A 17,144-nucleotide genomic window follows, 5' to 3' on the forward strand; every position below is an offset into this window, starting at 1 on the left:
GCGTCAGTTTCCGTGGCCCACGGCTGCGTTGATGGCTTCCTTGATCCGGGCATGAAGTGCCCGCAAGCCCGCCCGGTCCACACGCACTTCCACGATGGTGCGCCCTTTCAGCGGCGCCTTAAGCGCCCCGGCGAGCTCCGCCGTCGTACTTACCGATTGGTACGCGACGCCGTACGCAGCCGCGAGTGCCGCGATGTCCACTGAGTGCGGGGTGCCAAAGAGGCGTTCGACGGCGGTGCCGTAGGCGCCTGAGTCTTCCACGGCGCCATGTTCGAGGAGACTGAAGATGGCTCCCCCGGAGTCGTTGAGCACCACGATGCGGAGGTCAGGCACGGGCTCGCCGTGGCCCAGGAGCAGCCCGCCGGCGTCGTGCAGGAAGGTGACATCGCCCAGGAGGACCGTGGTTTCGCGTCCACTTCCCAGCGCAATTCCAGTGGCCGTGGCGATGGTGCCGTCGATGCCGGCGAGGCCGCGGTTGGCGTAGACGGTAGCGATCGGCTCGTGATGGGGTTGGCCGGCGAGGTCGACGTCCCGGATGCCGTTGGAGGAACCCAGGACCAGTTGGCCGCGGGCATGTTCCCAGACTGTCGCGCCTACCGCAGGACCGTTCGCGGCGCCCTCCCCCGCCAGGACGACGTCCAATCCGTGCTGGGCGGCGGCTCCGGCGAGAAGCCAGGAATCAAGCCATTCCGCCGAGCCGCGGCCAGCGAATTCCGCCAGCTCGGGGAGGCTCTCAACAGGAGTTTCGCGGCGTCGTCCAGCCTCGTACCACGCGACCGGGACGGGCTGGTAGATCGCTGAATCAACGGACTCCCGTGCCAGCAATGAGGCCACGGGCCGGGACAAGGTAGCCCGCCCAAACAGGACGACGCGTTCAATCGGCGCCGCCGAGCCGGGGCCAAAATGCTCCAGCAGCACCCTGTACGGGCCGATCGCGTTGGGCCCGAAGCGCGCGTTGGATGACGGCTCCGCCAGCAACGGCAGGCCATGCGCGCGGGCAAAAGCTTCGGCGACGGGACCGGCGTCGTGGCCTGCGAGGACCACGGTGCGTCGCTCGGGAAGTTCGCTGGGTGCTGCCGGAAGAGTGAGTGCCTGCGGGCCGGCGTCGTAATGGAAGACGCCGTGACCGTCCGTATCCGGCAGGGCGTCCCCAGCCGCGGGGGTGAGCGGATCGCGGAACGCGAGGTTCACTTGGACGGGGCCAGGCGGGGTGTCTTCGAGGGCGCCGGTGGCTGCGTAAAGCGCCGTTGCCACAGCTTTCTGCGGATTGTCTCCGGCCGCGACGTCGACCGCGAAACGCACGTGATCGCCGAAAAGGTCCAGTTGGAGGGTGGTCTGGTTAGCCCCGGTACCGTGGAGCTCTTCGGGGCGATCGGCGGAAATGACAACTACCGGAACGGCCGAATGGTTGGCTTCCATCACGGCCGGGAGCAGATTCCCCACGGCCGTGCCCGAGGTTGTTACCACTGCTGTCGGGGCCTGGGTGGAGAGCGCCAGGCCGAGGGCGGTGAACCCGGCGTCCCGCTCGTCAATCCGGACGTGTAGCCGGATACGGCCCGCAGCCTCCGCTTCCGCCAGGGCGTAAGCCATGGGCGCCGACCGCGATCCCGGAGACACCACCGCATGCCGGACGCCGCCGTCGAGGAGTGTTGCCACTGCGATCCTTGCGGCACCGATGGAGGTCAGAGAGTCCTGGGAAGTCACCGTTCCAGTCTATTGGCGCGTCAGGCCGCCCAACGCTCATTCACATCCCACCCCCATCACCCCAACCCTCACTCACATCCCATCCCCATCACCCCAAGACGTGAAGGAGCGTCAGGCCCAAGCACCCGGGACGTGAAGGAGCGTCGGGCCCAACCACCCGGGACGTGAAGGAGCGTCAAGCCCAAGCACCCGGGACGTGATGGAGCGTCAGGCGGAAGCACCGGGGACGTGATGGAGGGTTGAGGACACGGAAACGCTCCCCCGTCTCCAGGAGACAAGGGAGCGTTTCCGTTCGTCAGAAGCTACTTGCGGAAGACCTGCACGATAGCGGGGCGGGGCGCCCGGACCGCGCCGGCTGGCACTGGTGCACCTGCAGGAACGTAGTCCGGGAAGTAGGAGTGCGGCGCGTCGAACGTGCCTTCCTCACCCGGGTGCTGGACTGCCACGAAGACGGTGCGCTCTTCATCGTGGACGATCGGACCACAGGTCTCGGCATCGCGGGGAACGGCCAGGAACTGCTCCACCTTGCCACGCTCCGGACCTTCAAGGGTGACCTTGAACAGACCGTCGTTGTAGCCAATGGTGGACGGAGCCCCGTCGGTGGAGATCCAGAGGTTGCCTACGGAGTCGAACGCCACGTTGTCCGGGCAGGAAATCGGCGACACCTTGTCCGCCGGGAACCCGGAGAAGTACGTGGAGCCGTTCTTGGCGGGATCGCCGGCAACCAGCAACAGGGTCCAGTTGAACTTGGTCCCCGTTTGGCCCGGAGCCTCGGTAATCTCGACAATGTGGCCGTCACGGTTCAGCGTGCGGGGGTTGACCTCCGTGGCGCCCTCCTTGCCCGCCTTGCCGCGATCTGAGTTGTTGGTGCAGGCCACGTAGATCTTGCCCGTGAGCAAGCTGGGCTGGACGTCTTCGCAACGGTCCATCTTGGTGGGGCCTACCTTGTCAGCGGCCAGGCGTGTGTAAACGAGGACTTCAGCGACCGACATCCCCGGGACGGCTGAAGCACCGCCAACAACCAGCGGCAGCCATTCGCCCGAACCATCAAAGGCGCCGTCGGCCGGAAGCTTGCCGGTGCCATCGATCTCGGCGGCAGGCGAGTCACCGGTGAAGCGGGCAACGTACAGGTCGCCCTCGGAGAGCAGGCTCATGTTGTTCTTGCGTGCTGCCTTCGAATCACCCGGCTGGTACTTGCCCTTGGAGACGAATTTGTAGAGGTAATCGAAGCGCTCGTCGTCACCCATGTACGCCACAACGCGGCCGTCGGGGGCGAGAATGACGTTGGCGCCCTCGTGCTTGAACCGGCCCATGGCTGAGTGCTTCCTGGGGGTGGACGTGGGATCGAACGGATCAACTTCCACGATCCAGCCAAAGCGGTTGCTTTCGTTGGCGTATCCGGAATTGCGGGTGTCGAAACGAGGCTCGTCGAGTTCCCACTGCCGGGTGGTGGGCTTGGAGGAAAGGCCATAGCGCTTGTCGGAGTCGCTGGTTCCGGGGGCTGCGAAGTAGCCGTTGAAGTTTTCCTCGCCGGAGAGGATGGTGCCCCAAGGGGTGGTGCCGCCCGAGCAGTTGCCCAGGGTGCCCTTGATCCAGCGGCCGGCGGGGTCGTCGATGGTCTTGACCAGGTTGGTGCCGGCCGCGGGACCCGTCAGTTCGTACACAGTGTCCGTGAGGAAGCGCCGGTTCAGGGCAGCGCCCTGGACATAGCTCCACGGCTTGTTCTTGTTCTTGCGCTCCAGCTCCACCACTGCCAGTCCGTGGGCGGCCCGGCCGATGGCACGGGCTTCGGCAGCGTCGAAACCAACCGGGAGCATGATGTTCTCGTTGGTGTACTCGTGGTTGGTGAAGAGCACGGCGCGACGATCCTTGGAGTCGGGGATCGGCAGGATGTCCGTGTAGTCGTTGTTGTAGCCGAACTGGCGGGCCTGGGCGGCAGCGGTCTGCTTGGTGATGTCGAAGGCCGGCGAGTCGGCGAACAGTGGGTCGCCCCAGCGGATGATGGGGTTCCAGCCGAAGCCCTCCGGAACCGTAAAGTCGTCGACGGCGGCGTCAACGGGCTTGATGGCAGTGAACTTCAGCTTGGACTTGTCGAAGCCCTTCTTCGCGGCGTCGGACAGGCCATTGCCGGAGTCGGCGACCGCAGTATCGGCACCGGATACGGCACCTCCAAGAACGACGGCGAGCGCACCCGCTGCGCCCAGGCCCAGCGCTGCACGGCGGGACATGGCCGTGGAGGCGATGTCGCGGAAGTAGCCGTTGGCGCTGGTGTTGCAGACATCGCCGGCGCACGCGTTGTCACACTTGAGGGCGCAGGTTACAGCGCTGCGCTTGCCTTTGGTGTGCCCAAACATGGGGAGCAGCGGAAACGATCGTCCGGTGGTTTCAGACATGGGGGACCTTCCAGAGTGTGTACGAGGTTCCCGCTGAGCCTTTCAGCGGAATCCGAAGCTGAGAGGTCGCTCTGGTTAAGGCCCGGTGAACAACTGGTGCTGGTTCTTGGCCAGGACGGAGTGGACGCGCCGCAGGCGGTCCAACCACCAATCCCGGCGCTCCCCCGAAGCCGCGTACTGCTCCAGCAGCCCGGAATCGGCGTGGGTATCACGTAAGCGGATGGCGCCGTCGTCTGCCACCAGCGGGTCCAGCGTGATGTCCGAGGCGAAGAGCGAAACGGTGCCCAGCCCGCAGGCAAAAGGCAGCGCGGGAAGGGCCGCCGCGAGCGCCAATCCTCCGCGGATGCCCACCGAGGTGTCCAGTGCTGAACTGACGACGGCGGGCAGCCCGGCTTGCTCGACGATGTCCAGGGCGCGCCGCACTCCCCCGAGGGGTGCAACCTTGACCACGATGAGATCGGCCGCCCCGGCTTTCGCGACGCGCAGGGGATCATCTTCCTTCCGTACGCTCTCATCCGCAGCGATGAGGACAGGGGTACCGGCGGCGGCCAGCCGTTTCCGTACTTCCGCCAGCCCTTCGATGGTGGGCACAGGTTGTTCAGCGTACTCAAGCCCCTGTGATGCCAGTGCCCCGAGCGCCTCAACGGCTTGGCCAACATCCCAGCCCCCGTTGGCATCCACCCGGATGGCGGCATCAGGAAGGGCTTCGCGGACGGCAGCTACTCGTGCGAGGTCGTCGGAGAGTTGCTGTCCTTTTTCCGCGACTTTGATCTTGACTGCATCCACGCGCCCAAATCGGGACAGTACTTCAGGGACGCGGCCTGCCGGGACTGCGGGAACGGTGGCATTGACTGGAATCCTGTCCCGCAGGGGTTCCGGAAACCCCAGCCACCCCGCTTCCAAGGCGGCCGCGAGCCAGCGGGAGGATTCGTCGTCGTCGTATTCCGGGAAGGGACAGAATTCTCCCCAGCCCACCGGCCCCCGCAGGAGGAGGGTCTCGCGTTCCATGATGCCCCGGAACTTCACGCGCATGGGCAGTGAAACGACGTAGGCGGAGTCGAGAAGTTCTTGTAGGTCAGGAAGGCGAACAGGCATATGGCCACTGTACCGGCGGCATTTCACGCCGCTGCCAAGGCAAGTGGGCTATGTGGAAAACTACTCGGACCAGTATCGGCGCACGTCGTCCCGCGCACGTGCCAAGGCGTCACCCGGCACAACCAAGCTGGCTTCGCCAAGCCCGAAATCGTCCCACTTTGCAACGAGTTGCAGGTCCCCTTCCACAGGCAGCGGCCACAGCCAGAACTGGGCGGAGCCCTCCACGTGTTCGCCTCCAGCGCTCCCGCCACCGCCGCCCCGGTACACAAGAACCGGCCCGGCAACGGCTTCGGAACCCTCAACCATGGAAGGATCGGCCGCGAAAGCCTTGGCCCCACCGGGGAGCGCTGCCCCCATCATGATTCCCGGCAGTCCCGGACGCTGGAACGTCCGCTCCATGACGTCCCGCCACTCCTGGCCTGATTCGGCTGAGCGTCGCACCGACCACACCAGGTCCAGCAGGCATCCTGTGGAGAAGACCTCCACCAGCTTCAGTGCCAGCACGGCGTGAGGGCCACGCAGCACAAAGTCGCCAACAGGGACGATGCCCGGCAGTTCTTCCGACGGTGGTCCGGACCATTCCGGCCGGGTCGGCTGCGGTTGGCGTTGCCACGGCGATGGCTCGGGGAGGTCGTCGAAGAAGCTCATGCCTCCATGCTTACACCGCCACACCGCGTCTGGGGAGAGCCACCTGGCAATCAACAGTCAGCAACCGCGATATTCTCGAAGCTACAACACAATGTGGGGGAAAGATGACTCAACAAATGCCCGGTTCACCGACACCTCCCGGCTGGTACCCGGATCCATCGGACCCGCGCTTCGTCCGTTGGTGGGACGGCAGGTCGTGGACAGCCCAGCAGGCTCCCCGCACCATGCAATACCAAGCCATGGCCCCCCAGCCGCGTCCCCGGATCAGTGAGCAGACGCCGGTGTACAACCCCTTCATTTGGGTCATCACGTTGCTCCCGCTGGTCTCGATCCTTTTCATGCTGACCTGGCAGCCGGAGTTCCGGATGATCACCACGCGCCAGGGTGTCACCACTGTTGATCCGTTCTCCTTCTACACGCCCTCCTATTTCCTGCTCCTGGGGTCAAGCTTTATCAGCTATGGCCTCTCGGTGTTCTTCGCGTATCTGGACCGTCAGCGCCTTCTGAAGTCCGGCGTCGAACGTCCTTTCCACTGGGCCTGGGCCTTCCTCAATGCCCCTGTCTACGTGATTGGCCGCTCGGTGATCGTGAACAAGGTTGCCCCTAAACGCGGCCTGTTGCCGGTCTGGATCACCATCGCGGTGTTTGTCATCAGCATGGTCGCCGCTGGCATCTGGGCATCCAACATGACGCAGTCCATGTACAGCCAGCTTGGTTATTCGGTCGCAACCTAGTCGCAAGGAGCGCCCTCACACGCGTTAGGTAGACTGCTGACAAATCGGCAGGAGAGGAAGTCCATGAACCGCAAGGCCACCGCACTGGACGTCGCCAAAAGGGCGGGGGTTTCCAGGAGCGCGGTCTCGCTGGTCCTTAACGGGCGGGGCGACGGGAACGTGGCCAAAGAGAGCCAGGACCGTATCCGGCAAGCGGCCAAGGAGCTGAACTACTCCCCCAACGCCATTGCCCTCAGCCTGCGGAACCAGCGTTCCAGGGTCATCGGAATCCTGTCCGATGAAGTGGTGGTGAGCCCGTTTGACGGCAACATCATTGGCGGTGCCGACGACATCGCCCGCAGCCGTGGCTTCGTCACCGTCGTCATGGACACTGAGCGGGATACTGCCCGGGACGCGAGCGCGATCGAGACCCTCCTGGACCGGCAGGTGGACGGACTCATGTACGTCACCGTCGGCCTGAAGCCGATCGAGATCCCGCAGGGAATGCTCCGCGTCCCGTCCGTGCTGGCCAACTGCTACGACGAAAAACCGCAGCCGCAGCTCCACCACGTCATTCCGGATGAGGTGACCGGCGGCCGGGAGGCAACCGAGCATCTTTTGCAGTGGGGCCACCGGGACATTGCGTTGCTGGCAGGTTCCGAGGATTCCCCCGCAGCACCTTTGCGCGTCCAGGGCTACAGGAACGCGCACGCATTGGCCGGAGTTCCGGTGCGGGACGAGCGGATCTTCATGGCGGGATGGGACATCGACGCCGGCTACCGCGGCGCCATGAAACTGCTCGACGGCGTGTCCCCGGCTGAGCGGCCGACGGCGATCATGTGCGCCAATGACCGTTTGGCGGTCGGCGTCGCCTTGGCCGCTGCCCGCTTGGGGCTTCGGGTCCCGCAGGACGTGTCCATCATGGGCTACGACGACGAAACCCGCATCGCGGACACCATGGTCCCTGCCCTCACCACCATGGCACTGCCACTGCGGGAGATAGGCCGCGCCGCCATGAGCACGCTACTGGACACCCTCGAGGGCGTACCCGGAAAGCCGGAGGGGACCACCGCCGAAACGATGGTCCCCTGCCGCCTTGTAGTGCGCGAATCCACGGGTCCGGCACCTGCCCGCTGAGCACGCAGCGGAGCCCCGCGACGCAGCAAAGCGTACGACGCCGGCCTGCCGCCTATGCGGGGAGCGTCAACTCCCAGACGTCGGCAGTCGCGCCGGCGGGCAAAGTAAGCTGCCATTCCTCGTCCGGAGCGGGGTAGGCCCGGAGCGTGGTGGCTACGGAGCCGGGACGGTAGACCTCCACGAGGGATGCATCGATGAAGATCCGGAGCTCCTCCCCTGCGGCCAAAGAACCCGAGTACACCAGCTGTGCCCCGGACCCGCTGCCAAGCGTCAGCTCCACGGCCGAAGAGACAACCGACTCGTCACCCGAGCCAGCGCCCCGCACCAGCACTTCGGCAAACGCAGGAACCACCACGGAACCGGCAGCACCGGCAGCAACTGAAGCACCCCGGTACGCCGAAACCTCAGGTGCCGGCGAAACGGCGAGCGCCCCGTCAACCACGGACAAGACGCGGGGATGCGTCAGCACACCCGACCATCCGGCGTCGTCAATTTCTTCCTGGGTCCTGCCCCGCCGGCCGTCTCGTCCGGGCCCTTCGTTGGCCCATCCCCAAAGGAGCGCCGCAGGCGCGGAGTCAGCGGAACCATAGGAAAGCTGGGCAATCTGCGGCGCGTAGAAGTCCCGCCCGAGATCGGATTTGCCGCCACCTTCCGGCACAAAAACGGGCAGCCCGGTCTCGGGATCCGCGGTGAGGGATCCGATCAGGTGCCCCACACCATTGGCGTGCTCGTGGTCGTCCCCTGAAAGCCAGAGCGAGAACATCATGACCCATTCGCCCGAGGACACCTGCACCAGCTGCGGGCATTCCCAGATCTCGGCCGGCGTGTGGAGGGCAGCCACGGGATCGGCCGTGGTCAGCCAGATCCCCTGGTACTTCCAGTCGTCCAGGGAGTCCACTGTGTACAACAGCAATGCAGCGCGTCCATCGGCCAAGCCGGCCCCTTGCATGGCGTAGCGGGCACCGTTGAAGCGGAAGATGAAGGGGTCGCGTACAGCGGTGACCAACGGATCCGCGGGCATCGAAGCCGCAACATGCCCGTCCTGCTCCCAGGACACCAAGTCCGAAGAACCGCGTGCGATGACTACCTGCGAGTGCCCGTCATAATCCTGGATACCGGAGTAGGCCGCAGTTGGCACGCCGTCGTCCGAGGTGACAACACCTGTCCAGCACCCTGCGGAGTCGGGCCCGCCTTCCTGGGGCGAGAGCGCGACAGGGTGTTCTTCCCAGTGCACCAGATCCGCGGAGCTGAGGTGTCCCCAGTGGATCAGGGTGTGCCGGGCCGAGTGGGGGTTGTATTGGAAGAAGACGTGGTACCGGCCGTTGATGTAGCTGACCCCGTTGGGATCGTTGATCCAGCCTTGTGCCGGTCGCGGGTGGAAGCGTGGGAACGCCGGATCCGGGTGCGTTGCGGCGGCAGCCAGGGAAGAAAAAGGTGCGAGGTCCGTCATCGGAGCCCTTTCTGAAGAGAACAATCTATTTGCCCGTGCCTGCGGTGAGCCCGTCCTGCAGCGCACGCTGCCCGAACATGAACACCACCAGCGCGGGAATCATGGAGAGGACAACACCGGCCAGCACCACGGAGATGCTTCCGGTGCCCAGGTTGCCTTGGAGAGAGACCAACCCCAGCGGAAGCGTGAAGTTCTGCTCGGAGATGGTCATGATGAGTGGCCGGAAGAACTCGTTCCAGTGGAAGTTGAACGCCAGGATGCCCACGATCGCCAGGCCCGGCATGGCCAGCGGTGCGTAAACCGAACGGAACGTGCGCCACGGCGAGGCGCCGTCGATCGCAGCCGCTTCAGCGAGCTCACCTGGCAATCCCATGAAGTACTGGCGCATCAGGAAGGTGCCGAACGCCGTCGGGATGGCCGGAATGATCAGCGCGAGCAGTGTGTCGGACAGACCGACGCCGCGGATCAGCATGAAGACGGGCACGATTGTCACCTGCGCCGGCACCATCATGGTGGCCAGCACGATGGAGAACAGCGCGCCACGGCCCCGGAACTTAAGGTGCGCGAACGCGTAGCCGGCCAAAGCCGCGGTGATCATCTGGCCCACCGCAATCAGGCCGGTCACCAAGGCGCTGTTCACCACCAGCAGGACAATGTTGAGTTGCTTGAACACTTGTTCGTAGGAGGTCAGGTCCGGGTTCAGCGGCAGGAAGGCGGGAGGCAGCTGGAAGGATTCCGACGGCGGACGCAGCGAGGTGGACAGCGTCCACAGCACGGGGCCAAGGATAAAGACGGAGGCGATCAGCAAGACGATGACGCGGACGGCCACTGACCAGTCGCGCTTTTTCCGCGTGACTAAAGGCTCCGTGGTGGTGACGCGTTCTTGAATGGTGGTCATGGCGGGCCTTACTGGTAGAAGACGAATCGTTTGCTGAGCCGGAATTGCGCTGCGGTGATGGCCATGATGATGAGCGTCAGGATCACGCCGATCGCCGAGGCCTGGCCGAACTCGAGCCGTTGGAAGGCGGACTCAAAGATCACCATCACCGCTGTGCGCGTTGAGTCGCCGGGACCGCCGCGGGTGAGGACATAGGGCTGGTCGAACACTTGGAGCGCGTTGATGATCGCCATGACCGAGGCCACCAAGGTGGTGGGGCTCAGCAGCGGCAGGGTGACGAACCAGTGCTTGCGCCAACCGGTGGCACCATCGATGGACGCGGCTTCGTAGGTTTCCACCGGAATGGACGCCAGCCCACCGATGAACAGCAGGAACGAGAAACCGAAGTTCTGCCACACGTACACAAGGATCACGACGGCGGCAGACCCGCCTGGCGTCGTCAGCCACGGAACCGCAGGGATGCCAACAATGGACAGCAACCAGTTCACGACCCCGAATTGCTCGTTGAACAGGTAGCGCATGAAGATCGATACCGAAGCCGCCGACAGGATCAGCGGGAAGAAGAATGCCGAGCGGAAGAACACCCGAAGCCAGGCGGGGAGCTTCTCCTGCACCATGATCGCCAAGGCCAGTGCCAGCCCGAGCTGAAGCGCCACAGCCACCACCACGAAAACGATGGTGTTCAGGAACGAGACCCTCACCGTCGGGTCCTGCACTACCTCGGCAAAGTTGTCGAAACCCACGAACGTCGGCGCCGAGATGATGTCCCAGCGGAAGAAAGCGAGCGCGATTGAGGCCACGATCGGCAGGAGCGTGAAGATGCCCATGCCCGCAATCGTGGGCGCCAGGAAGGCCCACGGCAGCCAGCGTTGCTGGACACGGCCACGCTTGGATCCCTGGACTGTCTTGTGGACGGCTTGCCTGCGGCCCGGTTCGCTTCCTGTCCCGGTTGGCGTACTTGTTGCGGTGCTCATGGCTGCCTCCTCAGGGCCAGTTCAAGATCGCGCTGCATGGAATTGAGCGCGTCCTTGAGTTGGCGCTCGTCGCCGCTGACAGCCAGGCTTACGTTTTTCATGAGGGCGGTCTCGACGGCGGCCTGCTGGGGTGGCGCTGGAATGGGACCTGTGGTGGGGAACCTGTCCAGGGTGTCGTAGAAAACCTTCCAGTTCCGGGGACCGGTCCCGGCGTAAAGCTGCTCGTTGACCATGGACCTCCGGGCAGGGGTGGTGTTCGGTGTTGGGAACACAATCCGCATCGCCTCAAGGCTGGAGCTGAATTTCACCCATTCCCAGGCTGCGTCCTTATCCTTGGCCGTCTTCATGATCGCGTAGCCGGCTGTGCCGAACTGGTGCCGCTGCGATCGCCACTTGGGGAAGAACTGGACGTCGAAGCCGTCCTCGGTCATCCCCGCTTCATGGAGGCCTTGCACCCAATAGCCGCCTGCCGGCGTCGTACCTATCCTGTTGGAAGCGAAAAGACCGATCAGTGCGCTGCCGCCGCCTTCCTCGGGGCGGACACCGAGTCCGTCCTTGACCAGTCCGCGGAGGTAGTCGAAGGACTCAAAGACCCTGGGATCATCGGCGTTGGGTTCGAGCCACTGGTAGCCGCCGGAGCGGAGCCCGCGTGAGGGGTCGTTGGCGTAGAAGCCGTCCCAGAGCCACTCGCCACCCGGGGACTTGGTTTCCTTCAGGAAGCTGGTGTCGTTGGCGTAGAGCCACGGGACCACTCCACCGAAGAGGCGGTTGGTCCAGTAGTACGGCGTGAAGTCCTTGGGGTTGGACTTCTTCATGGCCGCCAGGGTGGCCCTGAAATCTGTGTGTGTCCAGTTGTCGGCGGGCCGTTCAAGGCCGGCCTGGCGGAGCGCCGTGGTGTTGTAGTACATGTTGGCGGCGTTCCAGTCGATGGGGAGCTGGAACAGGCTGCCTTTGTACATGAACGCTTCCACCAGGCTGGGGTGGACGTCCTGGAAGTACTCCTTCATATGGTCGGCGTCGCGGCGCAGGTATTCATCCAGCGGGTGGGCGAGTTTCTCGGCGAAGAGCTGCGCACCTTCGGTGGCCACGTAAACCACATCCGGCGGAGTTCCGGCTGCGACCATGGTGAGGATCTTGGTGAAGAAGTCCTTCCAGTCCACGGCCTGGATGGCCTGGACCTTGACCTTGATCTCGGGGTGGACTTTGGCGAAGGCGTCGATGACCTTCTGGCGGGCTGCGGCGTCTGCGGCGGTGCCCATGATGGCGATGCTGAGGCTGCTGTCTCCCCGGCCTGGAATATCTGCCCCGGTCAAGCGCGGCCACGACGCCGCAGTGACTCCAACTATTCCGGCGCCGAGGGCTGTGAGGGCACTTCTACGTGTGAATTCTCGCAAAGCGCCATTGGTTCCCGACATGTAGATTCCCTTTCCTAACACGTGTTAGGTAGCCTAGGCGTGCCGCCTAACACGTGTCAAGTGTCACAGGAATGTTGCTTGCTGCTCACCGAGGCCGCCACACAGCCGGAGAGTTCACACGGAGCGTCCAGCGAATTGTGGCAGTCTAGTCAGAATGAGTTCCCAGCAATTCCGCACCAGCGGGAGGTCGAGCAAACGGCCGCTTCCAGCACGCGCCGCAGGCACCGGCACAGGCTTCCTCTTTTGCCTGGCCACCATTGCCAGCATCGTGGGCATCGCGGCTACGTACTACTTCTTCGTGCGCACCACCCCTGGGCAGTTCATTGACGAGTCAGCACTGGTGGAAGCCACCGAGCTAAGCGGCACCGCAGGACGCGCCTCCACCGAATTCCTGGACATGCTCCCCATGCTCTCGCTCGCGATAGCCACCGTCATGGTGCTCTTCGTGACCGTTGCGCGGCGCCGCTGGAGGGCTGCCGGAATCGCGGTAGCCGCCTGCGTCGCGGCAAACATGGCCACCCAAGTCCTCAAGTTCTTCATCCCGGACCGCCCGGACCGTGGCGTGCAAACACTGGAACTGAACTCACTCCCCTCCGGGCACACAACCTTGGCCGCCTCCGCCGCAGCAGCGGTCTTCCTCATGGTCTCCCCGCGCTGGCGCCCGCTGGCCGGCTTCCTGGGGAGCACGTTCGCCGTGGCAACCGGCGTGTCAACCCTCATCAACCAGTGGCACCGCCCCGCCGACGTCATCGCCGCCTTCCTGGTAGTGGCCGCAGTGATGCTCCCAGCCGGCTGGCTGGTCCTTCGCTCGGGCAGCAGCTGGAACGTATGGAAGGGCTACGGCGAACACTGGGCATCATCCAGGATCTGGGTCTGGCTCACGGCTGCAGCACTCTTGGCCGCCGTGATCGTGGCCGCATACTCATTGCTCCAGGTGATGCCCGGGCTCAGCGCCGACAGCACGGTGGACTACTTCTGGGCAGGCGCGGCCTTCATAACCATCGCCGGATACCTTTCAGCCCTCGGTGGCACCTGGCTGTTCGGACTGGCGGCCCGGAAGGGCTGACGCTCCGCACCCGACGGCGGCGCAGCCCGACAGAACTCCCCATGGCATCAGCGGCTCTCTTGCCTTACGATTAATCCATTCGTTGGAATAACCGTAGGGATCCCAGGAGCCGTCATGTCTTCCACACTCACGCCAGGCCAGCCAAGGACAACCGAAACCGTCCCGGCCTACCGCGACCTTGTGGTCGACTTCATCCGGGTCGCATGCATGTTCGCCGTTGTGGCCGTGCACCTGCTCATGATGGGCATCAGTGCTGGCGAATCCGGCATAGCCGTTGGCAATCCGTTGACGTCACTGAGCTGGTTTGCCCAAGGCACATGGTTCGGCCAGGTCATGCCGCTCTTCTTCGTGGTGGGCGGCTTCGCTTCCTTGACCTCGTGGCGCAGCCTGCGCCGCAGAGGAGGCGACGCCGGCGACTACATGAGGAACCGGGTGCTGCGGCTGGTTCGTCCTACGGTTGCCTTGTATGCGTTCCTGACCGTTGCGCTGTGGAGTGCGACGGCGGCCGGCGTCCCGGGTGATCTGCTTGCGGTTATCGCTGCGGGCGCGGGGGTTCAATTGTGGTTCCTGGCCGCCTACCTGATCTGCCAGGCGATGGTGCCCACCATGGCGAAACTCCACGAGGCCGCGCCCTACCGGACCGTCGCAGCGTTGGCCGCGGGCGCCGTCGTCGTGGATGTCTTTCGCCTGGGCTTGGAGCACAATCCTTGGGGCTTCGACTCCAACCCGATCGGGCTGCTGAACATGGTGTTCGTGTGGGGGCTGTTGCAGCAGCTGGGGTTCTTTTATGCGGATGGGTTCTTCGACCGGTTTGCGCGTTGGCAGCTGGTTCTCGCTGCGGCGGGTTGCTACGCGGCCCTGGTTCTGTTGACGCACCCGGGCCTGTACCCCGTGGACATGCTGAGCAACCAGAACCCGCCCATGTTCCCGTTGATCCTTGTGGGGCTGGCTCATGTCCTGCTGGTCAAGGCCGCTTATCCGGTGCTGCAGCGGTTGGTGCATGTCGGCTGGGTCCAGAAGGTGATGTTCGTTGTGGGCAGCCGGGCCATGACCATCTACCTCTGGCACCTGCCATTGATCATCGCCATGTTCGGGATCGCGTTGCTCCTGCGGTTGCCGTTCCCTGAGCCTGCGAGTACTGAATGGTGGCTCAGCCGGCCCCTCTTCTACGTGGCAGCGTGGGCCTTGGTGCTGCTGGTGTCCGTGCCGCTGGTGCGGCTGGAACTTGCCGGCACTGCGCTTGTCCCTGGCGCGTCGCGGCCGGCAATGTGGCGGATCGTCACCGCGACGGTACTGGCCATCATTCCTCCGTTTGTGGTGATGCGGACGGCCCTGAGCGCCACCAACGCCACGTGGGGGCTGCTGCTTCTGGTGATTGCCGTGGCCTTGGCTACCGGCAAAGTCCCGGACCGCGTTTGGAAGCGCCCCGTTCCCCTAAACCGTGTGGCTTCCTGACCTCTTTCTCACGCCACACAGCCACAAAACAACCTGATGGGGGTGATTTGTGGCTGCTGCGGCTTGAAAGCGGGTCAGGAAGCCACGCGCCGGGGTCAGTAGTTGCGCCGGTGTTTCAGCCGCGGAATTGCGACGGCGAACACCACCGCTGCGGCGAAGCCCAGTATGCCGGTGGCCCAGATACCGGCGGAGAGCGAAACTGCGGCAGTGAGGCCGGAGAGCAGCACGGGTCCCCCGGTAGCGCCCGAGTCGGCGATGAAGCGCCAGATTCCCAGGAAGTGGCTCCTCCCGTTGTCCGGCGAGAAGTCAGCGCCGAGCGTCATGATCAGCCCTGAACTGATGCCGTTGCCGAAACCAATCAGCAACGCAACCAGGAGCAGCGGAACGAAGCCGGCGGTGAACGGGATCAGTATCAGGGCGGTTCCCATGATCACCGTAGACGGTATGGCCACCCATTGCCGGCCCTTCCTGTCCATGAGCTTCCCGGCGGGGTAGAACACCAGCATGTCGATGGCTCCGGACAGGCCGAAAAGCAGGGACGCGTGGGTGGCGTCCAGGCCCAGGTGGTCGGCCCACAGCGGGATGACCACCTGTCGGGAAGCACGCAGGGCACTCAGCAGCAGGATTCCGAAACCGACGCTCAGGAACACTCCCGCATGGGAAGCCGCAACGCTCCGCAGCGTCGACGCCGGAGGGCGCGTGCCGCCGTCGGACGTATCGGGGGCAACCAGATCCGGGATGGTGAGCGACAAAGCAGCGGCGGCCATCATCCCCGCAAAACCCACCCAGTAGGCCCCACTGATACCCGCGAACTGCATCACGCCTGCACCAATGAACGGGCCGATGAAGATGCCGATTCGAGTGACACCGCCCAATGTGGACAGCGCACGCGCACGGAAGATGACCGGTACAGCTTCTGTGAGGAACTTCTGCCGGGCAAGGTTGAAGACGCTGGCGGACATACCCACCAACGTCATGGAAGCCGCCAGCAACCAGAGACCGTGCTCAAGCTGCGGAGCAAACGCCGCGGCCCCAAGTGCCATGGCGCCCAAGGCTCCTGCGCCGACGATCGACCATCGTTCACCAAACTTCTCGGTGATGATCGAAGCCGGAATATTGAAGATCCACGAGCCCAGCCCAATCAGCGTCACGATCAACGCCGAGACCGCCACCGAAGCCCCAAGCTCCCGGGCGGAGAGCGCAATGACCGGCAGAACCGCACCCTCGCCGATACAGAACAGCAGGGCAGGCCCGAAAGCCGGAAGTGCAACGCTGCGGAGGCTGAAGTTCGTGTCTGCTTGGGTGGTGGTCATCCCCTTCATCCTAGGACCCGGAGAAGGGGCTCCGTGACCGCAGTTGTTGCGGCTCCGAAGACCGGAGCCGCAACAACTACATGCGAAGCGGAAATGTCACTGGGACCTTAGCCGCGGCTGGCTGCTGCCTTCCGGCGGCCAAGAGCCGTCAGGACCAGGCCCATCACGAGCATCGCTCCGGCCCAGAGTGCGAAGCTGCTGTCCAGGCCCGTGGCAGCCAGGGTGTTGGCGCTTCCGACGGCGGCGGGGGCCGCTGCGGTCACCGAACCTTTAGCAGCAACCAGGGTGTGGACGCTGCCGGCAGTCTGGATGCTTCCGCCGACGAGGCTTCCGTTTGCAGCACTGCCTGCCGTCGCGCCACCAGTCGTAGCGCCACCTGTCGTATCGCCACCGGTCACTGCGCCGCCGACAGGGTTATCGGCGCCAGGCTCGCCACCGGTCGAAGGGCTTCCCGTAATCGGGGTCTCGGTCGGCGGGGTTACAACGGGAGGGATAACAACCGGAGGAGTGACAACGGGAGGCGTGACAACGGGAGGCGTGACAACCGGAGGAGTGACAACCGGAGGCGTCACGCCACCGGCTGAACCGCCACCAATGCCCACTGAAGTTGACCCAACCGTGACGGGAGCGGTGATCGGGATGATCAACTGAGTCCCTGCGAGGAGTCCGTCGTTGCCGGACGTGCTGGCACCGGGCGTGGTGCCCGTGCCGGTCGTGCCGCCGGTTGTTCCGGTGTTGTTAGCTGACGAATCGCCCAGCACACCAGCCGAGGTGGAACCCAGGCCAACCGGAACCGAAATCGGAGCCACAACCTGCGTACCCGAACCAATACCGCCAGCGCCGGAAGTCGAACCACCCGAAGCAGCAGGAGCCGTACCACCGG

13 protein-coding genes and 1 pseudogene are annotated in these 17,144 nt (G+C 64.6%); 4 read left to right on the top strand and 10 right to left on the bottom strand.

The annotated features are described in order from the left end of the window. Positions 1–3 precede the first annotated feature (3 nt). From menD to AB0N72_RS16065, 4 genes are all read right to left on the bottom strand, one after another. Positions 4–1,704 (bottom strand): 2-succinyl-5-enolpyruvyl-6-hydroxy-3-cyclohexene-1-carboxylic-acid synthase, encoded by a 1,701-nt coding sequence (gene menD, locus AB0N72_RS16050; protein ID WP_363933077.1) that lies wholly within the window; start codon positions 1,702–1,704, stop codon positions 4–6. Positions 1,705–2,006: 302 nt separating this feature from the next. Continuing rightward, positions 2,007–4,097 carry a PhoX family phosphatase gene (locus AB0N72_RS16055; RefSeq protein WP_363933075.1) on the bottom strand — a complete coding sequence of 697 codons (2,091 nt, stop codon included), beginning with the start codon at positions 4,095–4,097 and terminating at the stop codon, positions 2,007–2,009. Positions 4,098–4,172: 75 nt separating this feature from the next. Next, positions 4,173–5,192 carry an o-succinylbenzoate synthase gene (locus tag AB0N72_RS16060; protein WP_363933073.1) on the bottom strand — a complete coding sequence of 340 codons (1,020 nt, stop codon included), beginning with the start codon at positions 5,190–5,192 and terminating at the stop codon, positions 4,173–4,175. Positions 5,193–5,252: 60 nt separating this feature from the next. After that, positions 5,253–5,840 carry a hypothetical protein gene (locus AB0N72_RS16065; protein WP_363933071.1) on the bottom strand — a complete coding sequence of 196 codons (588 nt, stop codon included), beginning with the start codon at positions 5,838–5,840 and terminating at the stop codon, positions 5,253–5,255. 116 nt (positions 5,841–5,956) lie between these two features. Between AB0N72_RS16065 and AB0N72_RS16070 the strand changes: the two genes are divergently transcribed. Next, positions 5,957–6,574, top strand: a complete 618-nt coding sequence (locus AB0N72_RS16070; RefSeq protein WP_363933070.1) for a DUF2510 domain-containing protein — start codon at positions 5,957–5,959, stop codon at positions 6,572–6,574. A 63-nt stretch (positions 6,575–6,637) separates the two neighbouring features. Further along, positions 6,638–7,690, top strand: a complete 1,053-nt coding sequence (locus AB0N72_RS16075; RefSeq protein WP_363933067.1) for a LacI family DNA-binding transcriptional regulator — start codon at positions 6,638–6,640, stop codon at positions 7,688–7,690. Positions 7,691–7,742: 52 nt separating this feature from the next. On the opposite strand, the gene AB0N72_RS16080 is transcribed toward AB0N72_RS16075, so the two are convergent. The 4 genes from AB0N72_RS16080 to AB0N72_RS16095 are packed head-to-tail and all read right to left on the bottom strand — an operon-like array spanning position 7,743 to position 12,427. Beyond that, positions 7,743–9,140: a glycoside hydrolase family 32 protein gene (locus tag AB0N72_RS16080; protein WP_363933065.1), complete on the bottom strand. Its 1,398-nt coding sequence runs from the start codon at positions 9,138–9,140 to the stop codon at positions 7,743–7,745. A 25-nt stretch (positions 9,141–9,165) separates the two neighbouring features. Then, positions 9,166–10,038, bottom strand: coding sequence for a carbohydrate ABC transporter permease (locus AB0N72_RS16085; RefSeq protein ID WP_363933063.1), 873 nt, complete (start codon positions 10,036–10,038; stop codon positions 9,166–9,168). A gap of 8 nt (positions 10,039–10,046) precedes the next feature. After that, complete coding sequence (locus tag AB0N72_RS16090; protein ID WP_363933062.1) at positions 10,047–11,012, bottom strand: sugar ABC transporter permease; 966 nt, start codon at positions 11,010–11,012, stop codon at positions 10,047–10,049. Beyond that, positions 11,009–12,427 carry a sugar ABC transporter substrate-binding protein gene (locus tag AB0N72_RS16095; RefSeq protein WP_363933059.1) on the bottom strand — a complete coding sequence of 473 codons (1,419 nt, stop codon included), beginning with the start codon at positions 12,425–12,427 and terminating at the stop codon, positions 11,009–11,011. Before AB0N72_RS16095 ends, AB0N72_RS16090 begins: the two co-directional genes overlap by 4 nt. 154 nt (positions 12,428–12,581) lie before the next feature. Here AB0N72_RS16095 and AB0N72_RS16100 point away from each other — a divergent pair, with 154 nt between their 5' ends. Both AB0N72_RS16100 and AB0N72_RS16105 read left to right on the top strand, forming a co-directional pair. Continuing rightward, on the top strand, positions 12,582–13,493 hold the full coding sequence (locus AB0N72_RS16100; protein WP_363933058.1) for a phosphatase PAP2 family protein: 912 nt from the start codon (positions 12,582–12,584) through the stop codon (positions 13,491–13,493). Between the two features lie 114 nt (positions 13,494–13,607). Beyond that, complete coding sequence (locus AB0N72_RS16105; protein WP_363933056.1) at positions 13,608–14,948, top strand: acyltransferase; 1,341 nt, start codon at positions 13,608–13,610, stop codon at positions 14,946–14,948. A 95-nt stretch (positions 14,949–15,043) separates the two neighbouring features. On the opposite strand, the gene AB0N72_RS16110 is transcribed toward AB0N72_RS16105, so the two are convergent. Together AB0N72_RS16110 and AB0N72_RS16115 are read right to left on the bottom strand one after the other, a co-directional pair. Next, on the bottom strand, positions 15,044–16,261 hold the full coding sequence (locus tag AB0N72_RS16110; protein WP_363933055.1) for an MFS transporter: 1,218 nt from the start codon (positions 16,259–16,261) through the stop codon (positions 15,044–15,046). Positions 16,262–16,368: 107 nt separating this feature from the next. After that, positions 16,369–17,144 (bottom strand): annotated as a pseudogene (locus AB0N72_RS16115) (cell wall anchor protein); the annotation flags it as partial.

The organism is Paenarthrobacter sp. NPDC089307 (assembly GCF_040685055.1).
Taxonomy (GTDB): domain Bacteria; phylum Actinomycetota; class Actinomycetes; order Actinomycetales; family Micrococcaceae; genus Arthrobacter.